This window comes from Streptomyces brasiliensis, assembly GCF_014647875.1.
In the GTDB taxonomy this organism is placed as follows: Bacteria; Actinomycetota; Actinomycetes; order Streptomycetales; family Streptomycetaceae; genus Streptomyces; species Streptomyces brasiliensis.
This window is the reverse complement of sequence record NZ_BMQA01000005.1, coordinates 350,663-371,075: the sequence shown is the minus strand read 5'-3', so window position 1 is coordinate 371,075 and position 20,413 is coordinate 350,663. Positions and strand designations below refer to the sequence as shown.

Here is a 20,413-nt window from a genome sequence, read left to right as displayed (position 1 = left end):
GTGCCCGCCCACAATATCTGATCATTTCGGGGCGTCTCACCCGACGATGTCAGAGAGGGTCCTGGTCAGCGCGCCTTGGGTCAGGGTCTTGAAAGCCGTCGTGTGGCGCGTGCCAGTGAACCTTGGGTTATTGACAACGAAGCTCTTGCGCGCAGGCCCGAAGCCTGCGCGATCCGCCGGGGCGGTTCGCACCCTCAACCGGGAGCAACCCGGTCACCCGGTTGGTCCTCACCGCGCGTGCACCGGGCCGACCGGCGTGATCCTGAAGCCCTGAGCCGAGCGACAGTCGCGGACCCGACAGGAACTGGCTATGGCAGACCATACGTGGGCGCCGCGCCCCGCTCCCCCGCCGGAGGTACTCCCGGAGTTGGATCTCCCCGAGCCCGGCCGGCAGCGCCGCTGGACCGTGCTGCTGCGCTGGCTCCTGCTGATCCCCCAATACATCGCCCTGCTCTTCCTGTGGGTCGCCGCGTCCGTCGTCTTGGTCGTCGGCTGGTTCGCCGCCCTGATCACCGGACGGCTGCCCGAACCGATCGCCTCGTTCCTGACTGGCTACCTCGTCTACTCGACCCGCGTCACCGCCTACGCGATGCTGTTGGTCGACGCCTACCCGCCGTTCGCCTTCCTGGCGCCCGACTACCCCGTCCAGGTCGAGGTCCATCCCGGGAAGCTCAACCGCCTCGCCGTCTTGTTCCGCATCATTCTGCTCATCCCCGCCACCGTCGTGGTGGAGCTGCTCATCTTCGGCTGGTACGTGCTCTCCCCCATCTTCTGGCTCATGGTGCTGATCCGCGGCCGGATGCCGCGCACGCTGTTCGAGGCGACCGCCGCCACCGCCCGCTACGACATGCGTCTATACGCCTACCTGATGATGCTCACCGCGGCCTACCCCAAGCGGCTGTTCGGCGACGCGCCCGCCCCTAGCGAGCAGCCCGGCTCAGCTACCCGCCCGCTGCTGCTCAGTGACGCGGGCAAAGCCCTGGTCGTCTGTTTCCTCGTCCTTGGGGCCGCGCTCTTGATCTTCAACAACTTCATCAGCGCCACCAACAACACCAGCACCACCTCACAGCCTTCAGCCGCCTCCCAGGCCAGCCCCAGTGAAGGAGTGATGACACGACTTGGCGTACGCCAACCCGTACGCCAACAGCAGCGCACAACCACGGCTGTCGGCCCTCCCCGGCTTCCTCTATGATCAGGCCGCGCCCCGCCAGGACGCGGCCTGAAAAGCGGAAGGTCGCCGGTCCCTGGCCGCAGCTACCTGCGCGGTGCGTCGAGCACTTTCTCTGACGCGCGAGGGTGATCCGGACGGTTGGCGACGCCGTCTATCAGCTCGAAGGAGACTGGGGAGCCATCGAGGTCGTGTCTCAGGAGCCGATCGTGCGGATCATCGGCAGTTGATCTGCGGTACAGCAGAGAAGTACAGCAACGGTGGCGACCGCAGGCGAACGTCCCTACTCGTTGCCACCCCTGTAATCAGGTCGGGAGACCTCAGCGACCTCCCCGCCCGTAGTTCGCATCGAGGGGCTGAGCCCCAGTGAGACACCGACGGCCCCGGCAGAACAACCGGGGCCGTCTCTGGGCCGTCCGAGCGCGACCAGCAGCGACCGACGACGACAGGTGACGACGGTCGAATCGCTGGTCATAAGCCCATCAGACTCCCGCGACCGAGGCCAGGTACGCGCCCGTCTTCTCCGACTCATAGAAGAAGTTCTCGAAATCGGCCGGGTCGTTGAACGCGTTGGCGAATCGATCCGCCACCGGCTGGAGCTGCCCGGCGGCGCCGATCAGATTCAGCACGTGCTCCGGCGGCGGCGCCAGCATGGCGTTCGTCCACTTGGTGACGTGCGCCGCCGTCTCCCAGTACCGGTCGAAAGCACCCCGCATCCACGCCTCGTCGAACTCCTTGTCCCCGTGCTCGAGGATCGACGCGAGATACGACGCGGCGCACTTCGACGCCGAGTTGGACCCCTGCCCGGTGATCGGGTCATTGGCCACGACGACATCGGCCACACCGAGGACCAGCCCACCTCCGGGCAGCCGGCCAACGGGATTGCGAACCGTGGGCGCGTAGCGCCCGGCCAGCGTGCCACCGGCGTCCGTCAGCTCGACGTTCTTCGTCCGCTCGTGCTCCCAGGGCGTGAACTTCTCCATGAGTTCCAGGGTCAGGGAGAGGTGCTCGGCAGGGTCCTTGACGCCGTTGAAGACGTCGAGCGGGCCGCCGGGTATGCCCTCCCAGAACAGGATGTCCGCACGTCCGGAGATGGTGAAGGTCGGCATGATGAACAGCTCGCCGACGCCGGGCACCAGGTTGCAGCGGACCGCGTCGAACTCGGGGTGCTCCGGGCGCGGGGCGAGCCCGTGGACGTACGCCACCGCGAGCGCCCGCTGCGGCTCGCTGTACGGCGAACGCGAGGCGTCGCGGCCGAACATCGACACCAGCTCGCCCTTGCCTGCCGAGACCAGCACCAGGTCGTACGTGCGGGAGAAGTAGTCGAGGTCGGAGACCGCCGCGCCATGGATGACGAGCTGACCGCCGCGCTGCGCGAACGTCTCCATCCAGCCGGCCATCTTGACCCGCTGGTCGACCGACTGCGCGTACCCGTCGAGGTGCCCCACCCAGTCGATCGCCCGCTGCGTCGGACCGGGGTCGTGCGAGCCGGGGGCCGCGACCGAGACGCCGAGTCCCTGGATCTTCGGGGCCTGGGACTCCCAGAAGTTCAGCTGGAGATCGCGCTCGTGCTGCAGTGCCGTGTGGAACATGCACTGCGTCGACATGACCCGGCCGGAGCGGATCTCGTCCGCGGTCCGGTTCGACATCAGGGTGACTTCGTATCCGTGCGACTGGAGGCCGAGGGCCAGCTGGAGACCGGACTGGCCGGCTCCGACGACGAGTATCTTCCGCATATGGGTGGTGGCTCCTAAATCGGGACTACTCGGGGGTTTCGTCGAGCGCGTGGCCGACGAGGGCCAGGAGGGTCTCGATCACCGAGATCCGGCGCCGCGCATCCATGATCATGACAGGTATGTGCGGGGGGATCGTGAGGGCCTCCCGCACGTCCTCCGGTTCGAACAGATCGGTGTCGTCGAAGTGGTTGACGGCCACGACGTACGGGAGCCCGCAGCTCTCGAAGTAGTCCAGCGCGGGAAAGCAGTCCTTCAGTCTGCGGGTGTCCGCCAGGACGACCGCGCCGATCGCGCCACGCACCAGGTCGTCCCACATGAACCAGAACCGCTGCTGGCCCGGCGTGCCGAACAGGTAGAGCACCAGGTCGTCGTCGAGCGTGAGACGGCCGAAGTCCATGGCCACGGTGGTGGTCAGCTTGCCCGGCGTGGCGGTGAGGTCGTCTGTGTCCTCGCTCGCCTCGGTCATCAGCGCCTCGGTCTGCAGCGGCGTGATCTCCGAGACGGCGGTCACCAGCGTGGTCTTGCCGACCCCGAAGCCGCCCGCCACGACTATCTTCGTGGCTATCGGGGCACGGGTGCGGTCCGTCTGCCAGGACCTCAGGTTCTCGTCGTCTTCGACGAGGGGGGAGACACCGACGGAGGAGTCGGCATCAGAGACGACGGAGTCCACTCAGCACCCTTTCCAGCAGAGCGCGGTCCGGCCGGCCCACCCCGTGGCCTGTTCCGGTTCCGTACACACGGATCTTTCCCTGGTCCGCAAGATCGCTCAGGAGCACGCGGACGACACCGAGCGGCATCTTCAGCAGCGCGGCGATCTCAGCCACCGTGCGCATACGGCGGCACAGTTCGACGATGGCCCGCATCTCGGGCATCACCCTAAGAGAGCCTGTCGTCAGTTCCTTGCGCTCCTCGGCGGCGTCGAGCGCGGCCGTGCTCGCGACGAACGTCTCGACGAGCAGGACATGGCCGAAGCGGGTGCGGCCGCCGGTGAGCGAGTAGGGGCGGACGCGGGCGGGTTTGCGGTCACCGCCGCGCACCGGGAGCTTCTTGGGCGTACTGCTCATCGGGCACTCCCCGTCGACTCGGACTCCAGGGATTTTCGGAGCTCGTTGCGGAGTTCGGGCGTCAGCACATGGCCGGCCCGGCCGACGAACAGGGCCATGTGGTACGCCACGACGCTCATGTCGCACTCCGCGGACCCGTGCACGCCGAGCAGCGAGCCGTCGCTGATCGACATCACGAAGAGGCTGCCCCCGTCCATCGCGACCATCGTGTGCTTGACCTTGCCGTACTCCATCAGCTTGGCGGCGCCCACGGTGAGGCTGCCGATGCCGGAGACGATCGTGGCGAGGTCGGCGGCGGAACCGCGGGGGCCGCTGGAAGTGGTCGCTCGGGCCTCGCGCGCCTCGGCGATGCGGCTTGCGTCCGAGGACAGGAGCAGCAGGCCGTCGGAGGAGACCACCGCGACCGACTGGATGCCCGGCACCTCCTCGACAAGGTTCGTCAGCAGCCAGTGCAGGTTGCGGGCCTCACTGCTCAGTCCGAAGGTACTGGGCGCGGTCAACTGCTTGCCTCCTCGACTGTGCCCCCCGTGGCTTCTTCGGCTGTGCGCTCCGCGGGGTGGGCCACGGGTTTCCTCGTCCGGCCCGTCCGGTCGGTGATCTCCGCCTCGACGTCGCGATAGCCCGCCTCCGCGCCCCGGCGGAATCCGCCGAGCCTGCGGCGCAGGGCCTCGGCGTCGACGGAGCCGGACCGCTGACGCGGGGCCTGGACCGGTGTGCTGATCCTGGGGGTGCGCTTGGGCAGGCCCTTGTCGGTGACCTGCTCGTCCGTCTCGTCCGCCGCGCGCTCGTGGGTGTCCGGGCCGATGGCGTAGCGGTCCGGAGCGGGCTCCGGCGGCTGCGGGACCAGGAGTTCCATCGTGGTCTCGGCGGGGGTCGGTTCGTCGGCGAGCCGCGGCTCAGGCGCGGCGGCCGGCGTCTCGGTCTCCGGCTCCGGCTCCGGCTCCGGCTCGGGTACGGCCTTCTCCGCTACGGCGTTCTCCGGTTCGGCGTTCTCCTGTACGGCCCGCTCGGCCAGGGCCACCAGCGGGTCGCCGTCGGTCGCGCGGCCGTGCAGCACGTTGGAGTTGACCTCGGCGTCCGCTCCCGGCAAGGAGACGGTGGGGCCGCCGGCCACGGTCGCGGGCGCCGGGACGGCCGTCGTCGGGGCGTCCGCCAGCAGGGCCCGAGGGAGGACCACGACCGCCGCGACGCCGCCCTGCTTCTGCTGGCGCAGCTGTACGCGGGCGCCGTGACGGTGGGCGAGGCGGGCGACGACGTACAGGCCGAGGCCGAGACCGTCCTCGGCCTCCGGGTCGTACGACGCCTCCGGGTCGAAGTCGGCGAGGCGGGAGTTGAGGCGCTCCAGGCGTTCGGAGGTCGTGCCGATGCCCTCGTCCTGCACGGAGAGCATCACCTCGCCGCTCTCGAGCAGCCAGCCGGAGACCTCGACGGGCATGTCCGGCGGGGAGAACGAGGTGGCGTTCTCCATGATCTCGGCCAGCAGATGGGAGAGGTCGTCCGCCGCGAAGCCCGCCACGTGCGCGTGCGGGGGCAACGCGGCGATGCGGACGCGCTCGTAGCGCTCGATCTCGCTGACCGCGGCCCGGACCACGTCCACCAGCGGCACCGGGCCGGGGTTCTGCTGGACGTGCTCGGTGCCGGCCAGGACCAGGAGGTTCTCGGTGTGCCGGCGCATGACCGTGGCGAAGTGGTCGAGCTTGAACAGGGTGGCGAGCCGGTCCGGGTCCTGCTCGCGCTCCTCCAGGCCCTCGATGACGGCCAGCTGCCGCTCGACCAGGCCCAGGGTGCGCAGCGCGAGGTTCACGAAGGTACCGCCGATGCCGGTACGCAGCCGCTCCAGCTGGGCTGCGGAGTCGGCGAGTTCGGCACGCAGTTCCTCGCGGGCGTCGGCCATCTTCTGGCGCTGCCCGACCAGGTGCCTGCGGTCGGTCTCCAGGGTGGCGACGCGCTGGTGGAGTTCGACGGCGTGCGCGTGCAGTGCGTTGACGGAGCGGACGACCTGGGCGAACTCGTCGTTGCGGCCGGTGAACGTCACCGGTTCCTCGGCCGCCGGGTCCTCGGCGTCGGCCAGTCGGGCGGAGCCGCGGCGCAGGACCGACAGCGGGCGGGTCAGGGTGCGGGCCATGGCGGTGGCGATGCCGACGGCGACCAGCATCAGGGCGCCGAGGATCGCGATGCGGATCTCCAGCGCGGTGACGTCGTCGTCGCGCAGCGTGGCGAGGTCCTTGGTTCGGTGGTCGTAGAGGGAGGACTCCACGCCGCGCATCAGCTCGACGCGGGCGGACAGGGCCGCGTCCAGCTTCTTGGTGTCGGTGCCCAGTTCGCCGTCGCCGAGGGCCGGCTGGTCGGTGAGGGCGGCGAGGTACTTGTCGGCGTTGTTGACCTCGGGGCCGGTGACCGTCGAGTCGTACGTCGTCACGGCCGACTTGGGCGCTGTGTCGTGGAAGTCGGCGACGGCCGCGTCGGCGCGCAGACGGGCCTGCTGGGCGGCGGCCGCGAGGGCGTCGCGCTGCTTGCGGTCCGCGTCGGTGGTGATCGTGGTCGTCGTGGGCAGCCCGGTGATCGGGCTGATGATCGTCTGGGTGGTGGACGGCACACTCAGGGCCGCGAGGAGCAGTCCGCGGGCGGCGGCGGACTGCTGGACGGCGGCGTCCAGCTCGGCCAGCGCGTAACTGCCGGAACCGGCCCTGGGCGGCATCTGCTCGGCCAGGTCCTCGGCGAGGCGGTGCAGCTCGGTGATGGCGCCGGAGTAGGCCTGGTGGGCCTCCAGGGCCGTGCTCTTGCCGGTGAGCGCGGAGCGGCGCAGCGCCGCGATGCCGTCCAGGTCCGTGCGCAGCCAGCCGGGTGTGTCCGGATCGGCACGCAGGTCCTCGACCTGCCGGTCGACCCGCGCGCTGCGCTGCTCGGAGGGCGCCTTGTCCTTGGGTCGGCCGGCCGCGACGTAGGCGGTGACCTCGTCGCGCTCGTCCGACAGGGAGTGGGCGAGCGCGAGGGCGTCCTCGGTGCGCCCGGCCAGGGTCACCAGGTCCTGGGAGTCGCTCACCTGACCGGAGGCGGCCAGCAGCGACGGGGTGCCCGCCCCGGCTATGGCGGCGGCCACCACGGCCACCGCGACGATCAGCCGGTTGCGTACGTGGGTCGGGCGGCCGGTGCCGACCGGGGTGCGCTCGGCGCCCCGTTCGGGGGCCGTCTGCCTGCCTGTGCGCCGAGGCCGCTTCATCTGCACCGGTGCTCGCATTCCTGAACTCGTGTACCCATGGGCCCGGGTGGCACCCCGTCACCTCGGTGCCAAGGGTTGCGTACGCCCGGTACGGTCCGTGCCCCGACCCTCCCAGTGCCGGTGGTCAGTGGTCGCGCATCATCTGACCCGCCACCCGAAGGAGTGAACATCGGAGGGGAGTTGGCGGGCAAGTTCCTCGGGTGGGTGCGGGCGCGTCGCGCGGCGGGCCGGTTGGACGCGGACCGCTGGCTTTGGCAGTATTCGCCGCCACGCTTTCGCGGAGCGCGCCATTCCCTCCCAAAACAGGCGCCTGACCTGCGATGCTGCACCATTTCGACAGTCGTTGCGACCCTTTGGCGAACCCTGTGAAGGGCTCGTGCAGACTGGCCGAATGCGTACTGAAGTCGTTTCGGAGCCCGGCGACCCGTCCCGCCCCAACGAGGACTTCGCCGGTGTTGGACTACCGGCCTGCGGACAGGGCGGTTGCGTGATCGTCCTGGACGGGGTGACCCCGCCGAAGGGCGACACGGGGTGCCTCCATTCGGTGCCCTGGTTCACCGCGCGGCTCGGTGGGGCCCTGACCGAACTGACCGTTTCCGGCCGAGATCTGACGCTCTCGGAGATCCTCTCCCGGGCGATCCGCCGCACAGCTGACGCACACGCGACGACCTGTGACCTTTCTCACCCGCGCACCCCACAGGCAACCGTGATTCTGGCGCGCTGGTCGCAGAAGTCGCTCGAGTATCTGGTGCTGTCCGACTCGACGCTTCTGCTGCGCTCCCCCGACGGCACGGTCACGCCGGTCCAGGACGACCGCCTGTCCCGGCTGCCCCGGTCGGCGCTGGCCACGGACGCGCTGGTGGACGCGACGGTCCGGAACCGGGAGGGCGGCTTCTTCACTGCGGCCGCTGACCCCGAGGTCGCGTCCCGCGCGGTCACGGGTACGGTCCCGCGCACCGAGGTCCGGGCCCTGGCCGCCCTCACGGACGGGGCGACCCGCTGGACGGAGAAGTTCCACGAGGGCGACTGGCCGGACTGCTTCGAGGTCGTGCGCAAGGAGGGCGCACGGTCCCTGATCGAGCGCGTACGGGCCCTGGAGACGGCGGACCGGGAGGCGCGGGTGCGTCTCGGCCGCAGCAAGACCCATGACGATGCGACGGTGGTGTACGTGGAACTGTGAGGATCCGGCCGGTCACTTCTCCACGACGCCGTTCAACTCGTGCAGCAGACGGGCCAGTTCCGCGACCTCGCGGCGGTTCCAGTGGGCGAGCTGGCTGACGTAGCGGGCGCGACGGGCGTCGCGGACCTTGCCGACCCGGGTGCGGCCGGTCTCCGTGAGGGCCACCAGCCAGGCGCGGCCGTCGGCGGGATCCGGTTCGCGGGCGATCAGCCCCAGTTCCTCCAGGGCGCGTAGCTGGCGGGACATGGTGGCCTTGCCGACGCCGATGTACGCGGCCAGTTCGGTGGCCCGCTGCGGGCCGTGCTCCTCGAGACGGGCCAGCAGTCCGTACGCCGCCGACTCCAGGTCCGGGTGGACCTCCCGGGCCATCTCCCCCTGGCTCGCCCGGGCGCGGCGCAGGAGTACGGTCAACTCGCGTTCCAGAGCCAGGAATTCCTGGTCTGCACCACTAGGCGACATCTGCCCGGCGCCGTGCGGTCCGTCGCCGTTTCCGTCCTCGTGCACGTCAGCACCCCTGATCGGTTTCGCGGTCCTGAAAGTTTCTGCCAAACGCCGCCATTGCCGCAGCTCCGTCAGTATTTCGCAGGCGTAGACCAACGGCAGCCCCCAGACCCCCTTCCCAGCTCCGGTCTACGTGCGTAGCGTCTCTGGCGGTACATGACATGACCACGCCAGCAAAGCGACCGCGGTCCCCCCACCACTCCCCCGGAGGCACGTCATGCCCGTGCACAGACCCGGTTCAACCCGCCGACACACGCTCACCGCACTGCTGGTGACGCTTCTGTCGGCCCTCGCTCTCACGCTGCCCCTCTCCCCCGCCGACGCCGCGACCACGCCCGCCCGCGGCTCCGCGTACATGGGCATGGGCGTCCTGGCCCACGACGGCCGGGACGGCTCGCCCACCACCGGTGACGCCACCCAGACCGAGGGTGTCGACGTCGCCAGCTATCAGGGCAACGTCGCCTGGTCGACCCTGTGGAGCAGCGGGGTCAAGTGGGCGTACACGAAGGCGACGGAAGGCACGTACTACACGAACCCCTACTTCGCCCAGCAGTACAACGGCTCCTACAACGTCGGCATGATCCGCGGCGCGTACCACTTCGCGACCCCGGACACCACGAGCGGCGCCACCCAGGCCAACTACTTCGTCGACCACGGCGGCGGCTGGTCCAAGGACGGCAAGACCCTCCCCGGCGCCCTCGACATCGAGTGGAACCCGTACGGCGACGCCTGCTACGGCAAGTCGGCGAGCGCGATGGTCAGCTGGATCGCCGACTTCCTGAACACCTACCGCTCCCGCACCGGCCGCGACGCCGTCATCTACACGGCCACGAGCTGGTGGACCCAGTGCACGGGCAACTACAGCGGCTTCGCCTCGAGCCACCCCCTGTGGGTCGCGCGCTACGCGTCGGACGTAGGGACGCTCCCGGCGGGCTGGTCGTACTACACCATGTGGCAGTACACCTCGTCCGGCCCGACGGTCGGTGACCACGACAAGTTCAACGGCGCCCTCGACCGCGTCGTCGCGCTCGCCAACGGCTGACGAACTCCCGCACGCGGACACGCGGAAGGCCCGGGCCCCCCTCACGGGACCCGGGCCTTCCTTCATCCGGTCGCGTCCGTCACGCCGCGACCGGAACCTCCGGCGTCGCGCCGTTCGTGGCCGACGCGAGCGCCAGCTCGAGGACCTGGCGGACGTCGGTCACGGTGTGGACGTCGAGCTTGTCCAGCACCTCGGCCGGGACGTCGTCCAGGTCGGGCTCGTTGCGCTTCGGGATGATGACGGTCGTCACGCCCGCCCGCTGCGCGGCGAGCAGCTTCTGCTTCACGCCGCCGATCGGGAGGACCCGGCCGGTCAGCGAGACCTCACCGGTCATCGCCACGTCCGTGCGTACCAGCCGCCCGGACAGCAGCGAGGCCAGCGCCGTCGTCATCGTGATGCCCGCGCTCGGGCCGTCCTTGGGCACCGCGCCCGCCGGGAAGTGGATGTGCACACCCCGGTCCTTCAGGTCGGCCACCGGCAGTTCCAGCTCGGCGCCGTGACTGCGCAGGAAGCTCAGCGCGATCTGCGCCGACTCCTTCATCACGTCACCCAGCTGACCGGTCAGGGTCAGGCCCGCGCCGCCCGTCTCCGGGTCAGCGAGGGACGCCTCGACGAACAGGACGTCACCGCCCGCTCCGGTCACGGCCAGGCCGGTCGCCACGCCGGGGACCGCCGTACGGCGCTCCGCCGGGTCCTGCGCCGACTCCGGCACGTGGTGCGGCCGGCCGATCAGGCCGCGCAGCTCCGCGTCCGTGACCGTGAACGGCAGCTCCCGCTCGCCGAGTTCGTGCTGGGCCGCGACCTTGCGCAGCAGCCGCGCGATCGAGCGCTCGAGCGTACGGACTCCTGCCTCGCGCGTGTACTCGCCGGCCAGCTTGCGCAGCGCGCTCTCGTCGATCGTGACCTCGTCCTTGCCCAGGCCCGCCCGCTCCAGCTGGCGCGGAAGCAGGTGGTCACGGGCGATGACGACCTTCTCGTCCTCGGTGTAGCCGTCCAGGCGTACCAGCTCCATACGGTCGAGCAGGGCCTCCGGGATGGCCTCGAGGACGTTGGCCGTCGCCAGGAAGACGACGTCGGACAGGTCCAGTTCGACCTCCAGGTAGTGGTCCCGGAAGGTGTGGTTCTGGGCCGGGTCCAGGACCTCGAGCAGCGCCGCGGCCGGGTCGCCCCGGAAGTCGGAGCCGACCTTGTCGATCTCGTCGAGCAGGACGACCGGGTTCATCGAACCGGCCTCCTTGATCGCCCGGACGATACGGCCCGGCAGCGCGCCGACGTACGTACGCCGGTGGCCGCGGATCTCCGCCTCGTCCCGGACACCGCCGAGCGCGACGCGGACGAACTTCCGCCCCATCGCGTGCGCGACGGACTCACCGAGCGACGTCTTGCCGACGCCGGGCGGGCCGACGAGCGCGAGCACGGCACCGCCGCGCCGGCCGCCGATGACACCGAGGCCCCGCTCGCTGCGGCGCTTGCGCACAGCCAGGTACTCGGTGATCCGCTCCTTCACGTCCTCGAGGCCCGCGTGCTCGGCGTCGAGCACCACCTTGGCGCCGTGGATGTCGTACGCGTCCTCGGTCCGCTCGTTCCACGGCAGTTCGAGGATCGTGTCGAGCCAGGTGCGGATCCAGGAGCCCTCGGGCGACTGGTCGCTCGACCGCTCCAGCTTGTCGACCTCCTTGAGAGCGGCCTCACGGACCTTCTCGGGCAGGTCGGCGGCCTCCACGCGGGCGCGGTAGTCGTCGGACTCCTCGGCGGAGTCCTTGCCGTTCTCACCGTTCAGCTCGCGCAGTTCCTTGCGGACGGCCTCGAGCTGGCGGCGGAGCAGGAACTCGCGCTGCTGCTTGTCGACGCCCTCCTGGACGTCCTTGGCGATCGTCTCGGCCACGTCCTGCTCCGCGAGGTGGTCGCGCAGCTGCTGCGTGGCGAGCTTGAGCCGGGCCACCGGGTCGGCGGTCTCCAGCAGTTCCACCTTCTGTTCGGTGGTCAGGAACGGCGAGTAACCGGAGTTGTCGGCAAGGGCGGACACGTCGTCGATGGCCTGTACGCGGTCCACGACCTGCCATGCGCCGCGTTTGCGCAGCCAGGCGGTGGCGAGGGCCTTGTACTCCTTGACGAGTTCGGTCACGTGGCCCGGCTGGGGCTCGGGCGCGCTCTCGTCGATGCGCGTCCCCTCGACCCACAGCGCGGCACCCGGGCCGGTGGTCCCGGCGCCGATCTGCACGCGGCCGCGGCCGCGGATCAGCGCGCCCGGGTCACCGTCGGCCAGCCGGCCGACCTGCTCGACGGTGCCGAGCACACCGGTGCTCGGGTACGACCCGTCGATGCGCGGGACCAGGAGGACCTTGGGCTTCCCGGGCTCGGAGCGGGCGGCGGCCTGGGCGGCCTCCACCGCGGCGCGTACATCGGGATCGTTCAGGTCCAGCGGCACCACCATTCCGGGCAGCACGACCTCGTCGTCGAGCGGCAGCACAGGGAGGGTGAGCGGTGTGGACGTCGAAGCCATGATCTCCCCTTCGGCAGTCAAGTTGAGTTACGCCGACTCAATGCTTGGGCGACGCAGAATGTTCCCCACGCCGCGTTCGCTGTGAGCGATCCCCTCCGGGGGTATCGCTGACCTGCGAAAAGGGGCGCAACCACGGCCTGTTCAGCCGGTGGCCGGGGGGTCGGCGGCGGTCCGCTGCCACCGCCGGACGACCGGCCAGGTGCCGATGCCGACACACAGCGCGATCGGATGCCCCCAGTCGGTCAGCGGGTCGGTGAACGCGACGAGGGCCCCGGCGAGGGCGGCGCCGAGCACGGTGAGGAGCGGCCAGCGCAGCCAGGGGGTGAGCAGCCCGGCGAGGGCGCCGGCGGCCGCGGCCAGGCCGAAACTGACGCCGTAGTCGAGCCGGTGCAGCGAGCTGTCGGGCAGACGTCCGGCGAGAACGGCGAGCCCGACGGGCACCTCGGTGGCAAGGGTGGCCAGGACATGCCCGAGCAGAAAGACGAAGGCGGCACGAACGCCGCCGATCCGCCGCTCCAGCGCGGCGAGCACGACCAGCACCCCGAGCGCGTACGGCGTCAGGGCCCCACCCGCGATCCACAACGCACTGGCGAACAACACGACCACGGGAGTCCGCACGAGGTGCGCGACATCGGTACTGGAGCCCTGCTGGAGGACATGCACGAGACGCGGATCGGCGTAGGCGGCGAAGAGAGAGGTGAAAGCGAGCAGAACGGCGAAGCCGAAGGCGAAGGGCGTGGCGGTGGGGGTGGGCAGGAGCCGCCGGAGGAGCAGGATGCGCGGGAAGCGCGGAGCAGCTGGGTTCGCCGGGGCGGGCCTGGTGGCCGGTGCCGGTTCCGGGGCGGCGCCCATTCCCGCGCCCCGCTGACGCGGCATGGCGTCCAGCAGTCCGCCGCCGTCCGCGACCGCGGCTGCAATCCCGGCGGCGGCCGCACCCGCTGCGGCCCGGTCCGCCTCCGCCGCATCTCCGTCCGGAAGCCGCACACGCGAAGTCGTCGTGGTCCGCGCCGTTCGTTCCACGATGCCGCGCTCCCTCTGCTTCGGTGCCGTACCGGCGTTCCGGGCAACCGCTCGGGCGCCCCCCGTGTTCCCCCGGCGGTGCCCGCTCGCGGGTGAACCAGGGGGACGGTCGTCGGACCTCCGTAATTCCCGTGGTTGCAGTGGGGGGGTTCGTGCAGGATGAAGGCATGACCACCGGCTACGACATCCCCGAAGTCCTGGACCGTCGCGAGGGGCCCTACGGCGAGGTGGTGCTGCGGCGGCACGGAGCGTTGCTGCAGATCATCGCGAACGGATGCTTCCTGATGGACACCTCCGACGGGCGCTCGGAGCGGCTGCTCGTGGACGCCGCGTACGAGGCTCTCGACGGACGGGCGGAGCCTGACGTGCTGATCGGTGGGCTCGGCGTCGGATTCTCGCTCGCACACGCCGCCGCCGATCCCCGCTGGGGGCGGATCTCCGTCATCGAGCGGGAGTCCGCCGTCATCGGCTGGCATCGCGAGGGGCCGTTGTCCGAGCTGACCGCCGTCGCCCTCGCCGATCCCCGCACCCGGATCCTGGAGAGCGATCTGGTGGCGTACGTCAATGAGACTTCCGACACGTTCGACGCGCTGTGCCTCGACATCGACAACGGCCCGGGCTGGACCGTCACGGAGGGCAACGGCGGACTCTACGGACCCGCCGGACTGGCAGGCTGCGCAAGGGTGTTGAGGCCGGGAGGGGTGCTGGCGGTGTGGTCGGCGCAGCCGTCTCCGGAATTTGAAGGATCCTTGCGGAATGCCGGGTTCCAGCAGGTGCGTACCGAAGAGATCCCCGTTGCCCGGGGCGTTCCGGACGCGGTGCACCTCGCCGTACGACCTGGATAGCGGCGCAACCGTCCGTCCCCGTAATGTGCTTCCCTGACGCGGATCATTCAAGCGTCAAGCGCAGTCATGGGATCACCCCACGGGTTCCGGAAAGCACACATCAGGGGCGGGCGATGGAGCAGACACACACCTCGCACAACGGCACGACGGCGACACCGGGCGCGCAGCGCCGAGTTCTGGTCGTCGAGGACGACCCGACGATCGTCGACGCCATCGCGGCCCGCCTGCGCGCCGAGGGATTTCTGGTGCAAACAGCGGGCGACGGTCCGGCCGCCGTCGACACCGCCGAGGCCTGGCAGCCCGATCTGCTGATCCTCGACATCATGCTGCCCGGCTTCGACGGGCTGGAGGTCTGCCGCAGGGTGCAGGCCGCGCGTCCGGTGCCGGTGCTGATGCTGACGGCACGGGACGACGAGACCGACATGCTGGTCGGCCTCGGGGTCGGCGCCGACGACTACATGACCAAGCCGTTCTCGATGCGGGAGCTGGCGGCGCGGGTGCACGTCCTGCTGCGCCGGGTGGAGCGCGCGGCCCTGGCCGCCTCGACGCCCCGCTCCGGCATCCTGCGCCTGGGCGAGCTGGAGATCGACCACGCACAGCGCCGGGTGCGGGTGCGCAGCGAGGACGTGCACCTCACGCCGACCGAGTTCGACCTGCTGGTCTGCCTGGCCAACACCCCACGCGCGGTGCTCTCCCGTGAGCAGCTCCTCGCCGAGGTGTGGGACTGGGCGGACGCGTCGGGCACCCGGACCGTCGACAGCCACATCAAGGCGCTGCGCCGGAAGATCGGCGCCGAGCGGATCCGTACCGTGCACGGTGTCGGCTACGCGCTGGAGACACCGACGCCATGAGCGACGGGCGGTCGGCCGCACGGAGGAGCCCCGGGGCGCCCTGGGGCGGCGTACGCCCGTTCTCGATCAAGACCAAGCTGGGCACGCTGGTCGTCATCTCGGTGCTGATCACCACCGGTCTGTCCATGATCGCGGTGCACACCAAGACCGAGCTGCGCTTCATCACGGTCTTCTCGATGATCGCCACGCTGCTGATCACCCAGTTCGTGGCGCTGTCCCTCACCTCGCCGCTGGACGAGATGAACGCGGTGGCACGTTCCATCTCGCACGGCGACTACACGCGCCGGGTCCGCGAGAACCGCCGGGACGAGCTGGGCGACCTGGCCCAGACGATCAACGTCATGGCGGACGAGCTGGAGGCGCAGGACCGTCAGCGCAAGGAGCTGGTGGCGAACGTCTCGCACGAGCTGCGCACGCCCATCGCGGGGCTGCGCGCGGTGCTGGAGAACATCGTCGACGGGGTCACCGAGGCCGACCCCGAGACCATGCGCACGGCGCTGAAACAGACGGACCGGCTGGGCCGGCTCGTGGAGACGCTGCTCGACCTGTCGCGGCTGGACAACGGCGTCGTCCCGCTGCGCAAGCGGCGGTTCGAGGTGTGGCCGTATCTCTCGGGCGTGCTGAAGGAGGCCAACATGGTCGCCTCCGCGCGGGCGGGCATCGCCTCGGGCTCCGGCAGCCACACGCGGACGGACGTCCATCTGCACCTCGACGTGACGCCGCCGGAACTGACCGCGCTGGCCGATCCCGAGCGCATCCACCAGGTCGTCGCGAACCTCATCGACAATGCGGTCAAGCACAGCCCGCCGCACGGCCGGGTCACGGTCAGGGCGCGGCGCGGGCCGCAGCCGGACTCGCTCGATCTGGAGGTCCTGGACGAGGGTCCCGGCATCCCCAGGTCGGAGTGGCACAAGGTCTTCGAGCGGTTCAACCGGGGCGCCGTCAGCCGTCCGCACGGTCCGGGCAGCGACGGCGGTACGGGTCTGGGCCTGGCCATCGCGCGCTGGGCCGTGGAACTCCACGGCGGCCGGATCGGGGTGGCCGAATCCGAGCGGGGCTGCCGGATTTTTGTCACCCTTCCGGGAGAGCCTCCCGCGTCAAGTTGACGTAAAGTTCGAACCGTAACGACAAGATCCACGTGCGTTCCCGCCGATGGACACGTGTGATCAGCGATGGCCTGCGCCTATGGGGCGCCCAGGTCACGGTCGACGCGTACCCCACACCAGCGAACCAGGCTTGTTTCCCGCCATTTCCAGCCCCGAAACACGCTTTCCGATGTGACTTACGCGACGATGAACCGGCCCGACCTGACCTTCCCGGTCAGGGAGGCGTAGCCTTGATTCCCGCTGTCCATCACCTTGTGAAGCGGAAGAGGGCGGTTGCCGCCGTGTCGCCACAGTCCCCCAGTAACTCGAGTATCTCGACCGACGAACTAGCCGGGAAGAATCCCGCCGCTGCGTTCGGTCCCAACGAGTGGCTCGTCGACGAGATCTATCAGCAGTACCTCCAGGACCCGAATTCGGTAGACCGTGCCTGGTGGGACTTCTTCGCCGACTACAAGCCGGGCGCCGCTGCCGCCCCGGCTCCGGCGGGTACTGCGGCCGCGGGGGCCGCGGAGACCACCACGGCTGCTCCGGCCCCGGCCGCCCAGGCTGCTGCGGCTCCGGCCGCCCCGGCGGTGCCGTCCCCGGCGCCGGCCGCGCCGAAGCCCGCCGCCGCGCCGGCCCCGGCCGCGCCGAAGCCGGCCGCCGCTGCCGCCCCGGCGCCCGCGAAGCCCGCCGCGGCCCCTGCCGCCGCGAAGGCCGCGCCCGCGACCGAGGCCCCCGAGGGTCCGGAGTACGTGACGCTGCGCGGCCCCTCCGCCGCCGTCGCGAAGAACATGAACGCCTCGCTGGAGCTGCCGACGGCCACCTCGGTCCGCGCGGTCCCGGTGAAGCTGCTCTTCGACAACCGCATCGTCATCAACAACCACCTCAAGCGCGCCCGGGGCGGGAAGATCTCCTTCACGCACCTGATCGGCTTCGCGATGGTCCAGGCCATCAAGGCCATGCCGTCGATGAACTGGTCGTTCGGTGCGAAGGACGGCAAGCCGACCCTGGTCAAGCCGCCGCACGTCAACCTCGGCCTGGCCATCGACCTGGTGAAGCCCAACGGCGACCGCCAGCTCGTCGTGGCCGCCATCAAGAAGGCCGAGACCCTCAACTTCTTCGAGTTCTGGCAGGCCTACGAGGACATCGTCCGTCGCGCCCGCGACAACAAGCTGACGATGGACGACTTCACCGGGGTCACGGTCTCCCTGACCAACCCCGGCGGCCTCGGCACCGTGCACTCCGTCCCGCGCCTGATGCCCGGCCAGTCCGTGATCATGGGCGTCGGCTCCATGGACTACCCGGCGGAGTTCCAGGGCACCAGCCAGGACACCCTGAACAAGCTCGGCATCTCGAAGGTCATGACGCTCACGTCGACCTACGACCACCGGGTGATCCAGGGCGCCGCCTCCGGCGAGTTCCTGCGCGCCGTCGCGAACCTCCTCCTCGGTGAGAACGGCTTCTACGACGACATCTTCAAGGCGCTGCGCATCCCCTACGAGCCGGTCCGCTGGCTCAAGGACATCGACGCCAGCCACGACGACGACGTCACGAAGGCCGCCCGTGTCTTCGAGCTGATCCACTCCTACCGGGTCCGCGGTCACGTCATGGCCGACACCGACCCGCTGGAGTACCGCCAGCGCAAGCACCCCGACCTGGACATCACCGAGCACGGCCTCACCCTGTGGGACCTGGAGCGCGAGTTCGCCGTCGGCGGCTTCGCGGGCAAGTCCCTGATGAAGCTGCGCGACATCCTCGGCGTGCTGCGCGACTCGTACTGCCGCACCATCGGCATCGAGTTCATGCACATCCAGGACCCCAAGCAGCGCAAGTGGATCCAGGACCGGGTGGAGCGCGGCCACACCAAGCCGGAGCGCGAGGAACAGCTGCGCATCCTGCGCCGCCTGAACGCGGCGGAGGCCTTCGAGACCTTCCTGCAGACGAAGTACGTCGGCCAGAAGCGCTTCTCGCTGGAGGGCGGCGAGTCCGTCATCCCGCTGCTCGACGCGGTCCTCGACTCGGCCGCCGAGTCGCGCCTGGACGAGGTCGTCGTCGGCATGGCCCACCGCGGCCGCCTGAACGTCCTCGCCAACATCGTCGGCAAGTCGTACGCCCAGATCTTCCGCGAGTTCGAGGGCAACCTCGACCCGAAGTCGATGCACGGCTCCGGCGACGTGAAGTACCACCTGGGCGCCGAGGGCACCTTCACGGGCCTGGACGGCGAGCAGATCAAGGTCTCGCTGGCCGCGAACCCGTCCCACCTGGAGACGGTCGACCCGATCATCGAGGGCATCACCCGCGCCAAGCAGGACGTCATCAACAAGGGCGGCACGGACTTCACGGTCCTGCCGGTCGCCCTGCACGGTGACGCGGCCTTCGCGGGCCAGGGCGTGGTCGCCGAGACGCTGAACATGTCGCAGCTGCGGGGCTACCGCACCGGCGGCACGGTCCACATCGTCATCAACAACCAGGTCGGCTTCACCGCGGCCCCCGAGTCCTCGCGTTCCTCGATGTACGCGACGGACGTGGCCCGCATGATCGAGGCCCCGATCTTCCACGTGAACGGCGACGACCCCGAGGCGGTCGTCCGTGTTGCCCGTCTGGCCTTCGAGTTCCGCCAGGCGTTCAACAAGGACGTCGTGATCGACCTCATCTGCTACCGCCGCCGCGGTCACAACGAGTCGGACAACCCGGCCTTCACCCAGCCGCTGATGTACGACCTGATCGACAAGAAGCGCTCGGTGCGCAAGCTCTACACCGAGTCCCTGATCGGCCGGGGCGACATCACGCTCGAGGAAGCCGAGCAGGCTCTCCAGGACTACCAGGGCCAGCTGGAGAAGGTCTTCACGGAGGTCCGCGAGGCCACCTCCCAGCCGGCGGCGGCGTCGGTGGCTGAACCGCAGGACGGCTTCCCGGTGGCGGTCCCCACGGCGATCTCCTCGGAGGTCGTCAAGCGCATCGCCGAGTCCCAGGTCAACATCCCCGACCACTTCACCGTCCACCCGCGTCTGCTGCCGCAGCTGCAGCGCCGGGCGGCGATGGTCGAGGACGGCACGATCGACTGGGGCATGGGCGAGACCCTCGCCATCGGCTCGCTGCTGCTCGAGGGCACCCCGGTCCGCCTGTCCGGCCAGGACTCGCGCCGTGGCACCTTCGGCCAGCGGCACGCGGTCCTCATCGACCGCCAGACCGGCGACGACTACACCCCGCTCCAGTACCTGTCGGACGAGCAGGCCCGCTACAACGTCTACGACTCGCTGCTCTCCGAGTACGCGGTGATGGGCTTCGAGTACGGCTACTCGCTCGCCCGTCCGGACGCGCTGGTGATGTGGGAGGCGCAGTTCGGCGACTTCGTCAACGGCGCCCAGTCGGTGGTCGACGAGTACATCTCGGCGGCCGAGCAGAAGTGGGGCCAGACGTCCGGCGTCACCCTGCTCCTCCCGCACGGCTACGAGGGCCAGGGCCCGGACCACTCCTCGGCCCGTGTCGAGCGCTTCCTCCAGCTCTGCGCGCAGAACAACATGACGGTCGCGATGCCGACCCTCCCGTCGAACTACTTCCACCTCCTGCGGTGGCAGGTGCACAACCCGCACCACAAGCCGCTGGTGGTCTTCACCCCGAAGTCGATGCTGCGCCTCAAGGCCGCCGCGTCGAAGGCGGAGGAGTTCACCTCGGGCCAGTTCCGCCCGGTCATCGGCGACTCCACGGTCGTCGACCCGGCCGCCGTCCGCAAGGTCGTCTTCGTGGCCGGCAAGCTGTACTACGACCTGGAGGCGGCGCGCACCAAGCGCGGCGCCACGGACATCGCGATCATCCGCGTCGAGCGCCTGTTCCCGCTGCCGGGTGCGGAGCTCCAGGCGGAGATCGCTAAGTACCCGAACGTCGAGAAGTACCTGTGGGCCCAGGAGGAGCCGGCCAACCAGGGCGCCTGGCCGTTCATCGCCCTGAACCTGATCGACCACCTGGACCTGGCGGTCGGCGCGGACGTCCCGCACGGCGAGCGCCTGCGCCGCATCTCGCGTCCGCACTCGTCGTCGCCGGCGGTGGGTTCCGCGAAGCGCCACCAGGCCGAGCAGGAGCAGCTGGTGCGTGAGGTGTTCGAGGCGTAGACCGCACGACACGACAGCCGAGGGGCCCGGTACCGGACCGATCCGGTACCGGGCCCCTCGGCGTGTGCGCCGGCCGCTGAGGCCCG

General features: G+C 70.2%; 15 protein-coding genes. 7 read left to right on the top strand and 8 right to left on the bottom strand.

Going from position 1 to position 20,413, the window contains the following annotated elements; translation table 11 throughout:
• Window positions 1–310: 310 nt before the first annotated feature.
• Complete coding sequence (locus IEZ19_RS11090) at window positions 311–1,192, top strand: DUF4389 domain-containing protein (RefSeq protein WP_189310944.1); 882 nt, start codon at window positions 311–313, stop codon at window positions 1,190–1,192.
• Window positions 1,193–1,650: 458 nt separating this feature from the next.
• Here the strand turns inward: IEZ19_RS11090 and IEZ19_RS11085 are convergent, their stop codons facing one another.
• From IEZ19_RS11085 to IEZ19_RS11065, 5 genes are read right to left on the bottom strand one after another with little or no spacing between them, the layout of a single operon-like run.
• Entirely contained in the window at window positions 1,651–2,904 is a 1,254-nt protein-coding gene (locus IEZ19_RS11085) for a styrene monooxygenase/indole monooxygenase family protein (protein WP_189310943.1), read from the bottom strand.
• A gap of 25 nt (window positions 2,905–2,929) precedes the next feature.
• Window positions 2,930–3,574: a GTP-binding protein gene (locus IEZ19_RS11080; RefSeq protein ID WP_189310942.1), complete on the bottom strand. Its 645-nt coding sequence runs from the start codon at window positions 3,572–3,574 to the stop codon at window positions 2,930–2,932.
• Window positions 3,555–3,968, bottom strand: a complete 414-nt coding sequence (locus IEZ19_RS11075) for a DUF742 domain-containing protein (RefSeq protein WP_189310941.1) — start codon at window positions 3,966–3,968, stop codon at window positions 3,555–3,557. The genes IEZ19_RS11080 and IEZ19_RS11075 overlap by 20 nt, the downstream gene beginning before the upstream one ends.
• A complete protein-coding gene (locus IEZ19_RS11070) occupies window positions 3,965–4,468 on the bottom strand; it encodes a roadblock/LC7 domain-containing protein (protein WP_189310940.1) in 504 nt (167 codons plus the stop codon). The genes IEZ19_RS11075 and IEZ19_RS11070 overlap by 4 nt, the downstream gene beginning before the upstream one ends.
• On the bottom strand, window positions 4,465–7,206 hold the full coding sequence (locus IEZ19_RS11065; protein ID WP_189310939.1) for a sensor histidine kinase: 2,742 nt from the start codon (window positions 7,204–7,206) through the stop codon (window positions 4,465–4,467). The genes IEZ19_RS11070 and IEZ19_RS11065 overlap by 4 nt, the downstream gene beginning before the upstream one ends.
• A gap of 373 nt (window positions 7,207–7,579) precedes the next feature.
• Here IEZ19_RS11065 and IEZ19_RS11060 point away from each other — a divergent pair, with 373 nt between their 5' ends.
• Window positions 7,580–8,368 (top strand): protein phosphatase 2C domain-containing protein, encoded by a 789-nt coding sequence (locus tag IEZ19_RS11060; RefSeq protein WP_189310938.1) that lies wholly within the window; start codon window positions 7,580–7,582, stop codon window positions 8,366–8,368.
• Window positions 8,369–8,380: 12 nt separating this feature from the next.
• Here the strand turns inward: IEZ19_RS11060 and IEZ19_RS11055 are convergent, their stop codons facing one another.
• Window positions 8,381–8,872 carry a MarR family winged helix-turn-helix transcriptional regulator gene (locus tag IEZ19_RS11055; protein ID WP_229840179.1) on the bottom strand — a complete coding sequence of 164 codons (492 nt, stop codon included), beginning with the start codon at window positions 8,870–8,872 and terminating at the stop codon, window positions 8,381–8,383.
• A gap of 214 nt (window positions 8,873–9,086) precedes the next feature.
• Between IEZ19_RS11055 and IEZ19_RS11050 the strand changes: the two genes are divergently transcribed.
• A complete protein-coding gene (locus IEZ19_RS11050; protein ID WP_189310937.1) occupies window positions 9,087–9,911 on the top strand; it encodes a lysozyme in 825 nt (274 codons plus the stop codon).
• A 79-nt stretch (window positions 9,912–9,990) separates the two neighbouring features.
• Here IEZ19_RS11050 and lon read toward each other — a convergent pair whose 3' ends face one another.
• The gene (gene lon, locus IEZ19_RS11045) at window positions 9,991–12,414 is read right to left on the bottom strand and encodes an endopeptidase La (protein WP_189310936.1); all 2,424 of its coding nucleotides are present in this window, start codon (window positions 12,412–12,414) and stop codon (window positions 9,991–9,993) included.
• Between the two features lie 141 nt (window positions 12,415–12,555).
• Complete coding sequence (locus tag IEZ19_RS11040) at window positions 12,556–13,434, bottom strand: rhomboid-like protein (protein WP_229840178.1); 879 nt, start codon at window positions 13,432–13,434, stop codon at window positions 12,556–12,558.
• Window positions 13,435–13,601: 167 nt separating this feature from the next.
• Between IEZ19_RS11040 and IEZ19_RS11035 the strand changes: the two genes are divergently transcribed.
• From IEZ19_RS11035 to IEZ19_RS11020, 4 genes are all read left to right on the top strand, one after another.
• The gene (locus IEZ19_RS11035) at window positions 13,602–14,279 is read left to right on the top strand and encodes a spermidine synthase family protein (protein ID WP_189310935.1); all 678 of its coding nucleotides are present in this window, start codon (window positions 13,602–13,604) and stop codon (window positions 14,277–14,279) included.
• Window positions 14,280–14,392: 113 nt separating this feature from the next.
• Window positions 14,393–15,130 carry a response regulator transcription factor gene (locus IEZ19_RS11030; RefSeq protein ID WP_189310934.1) on the top strand — a complete coding sequence of 246 codons (738 nt, stop codon included), beginning with the start codon at window positions 14,393–14,395 and terminating at the stop codon, window positions 15,128–15,130.
• Window positions 15,127–16,236 (top strand): sensor histidine kinase, encoded by a 1,110-nt coding sequence (locus tag IEZ19_RS11025; RefSeq protein ID WP_189310933.1) that lies wholly within the window; start codon window positions 15,127–15,129, stop codon window positions 16,234–16,236. Before IEZ19_RS11030 ends, IEZ19_RS11025 begins: the two co-directional genes overlap by 4 nt.
• Window positions 16,237–16,517: 281 nt before the next feature.
• Window positions 16,518–20,327, top strand: a complete 3,810-nt coding sequence (locus IEZ19_RS11020) for a multifunctional oxoglutarate decarboxylase/oxoglutarate dehydrogenase thiamine pyrophosphate-binding subunit/dihydrolipoyllysine-residue succinyltransferase subunit (protein ID WP_189310932.1) — start codon at window positions 16,518–16,520, stop codon at window positions 20,325–20,327.
• The last annotated feature ends 86 nt before the right edge of the window (window positions 20,328–20,413 follow it).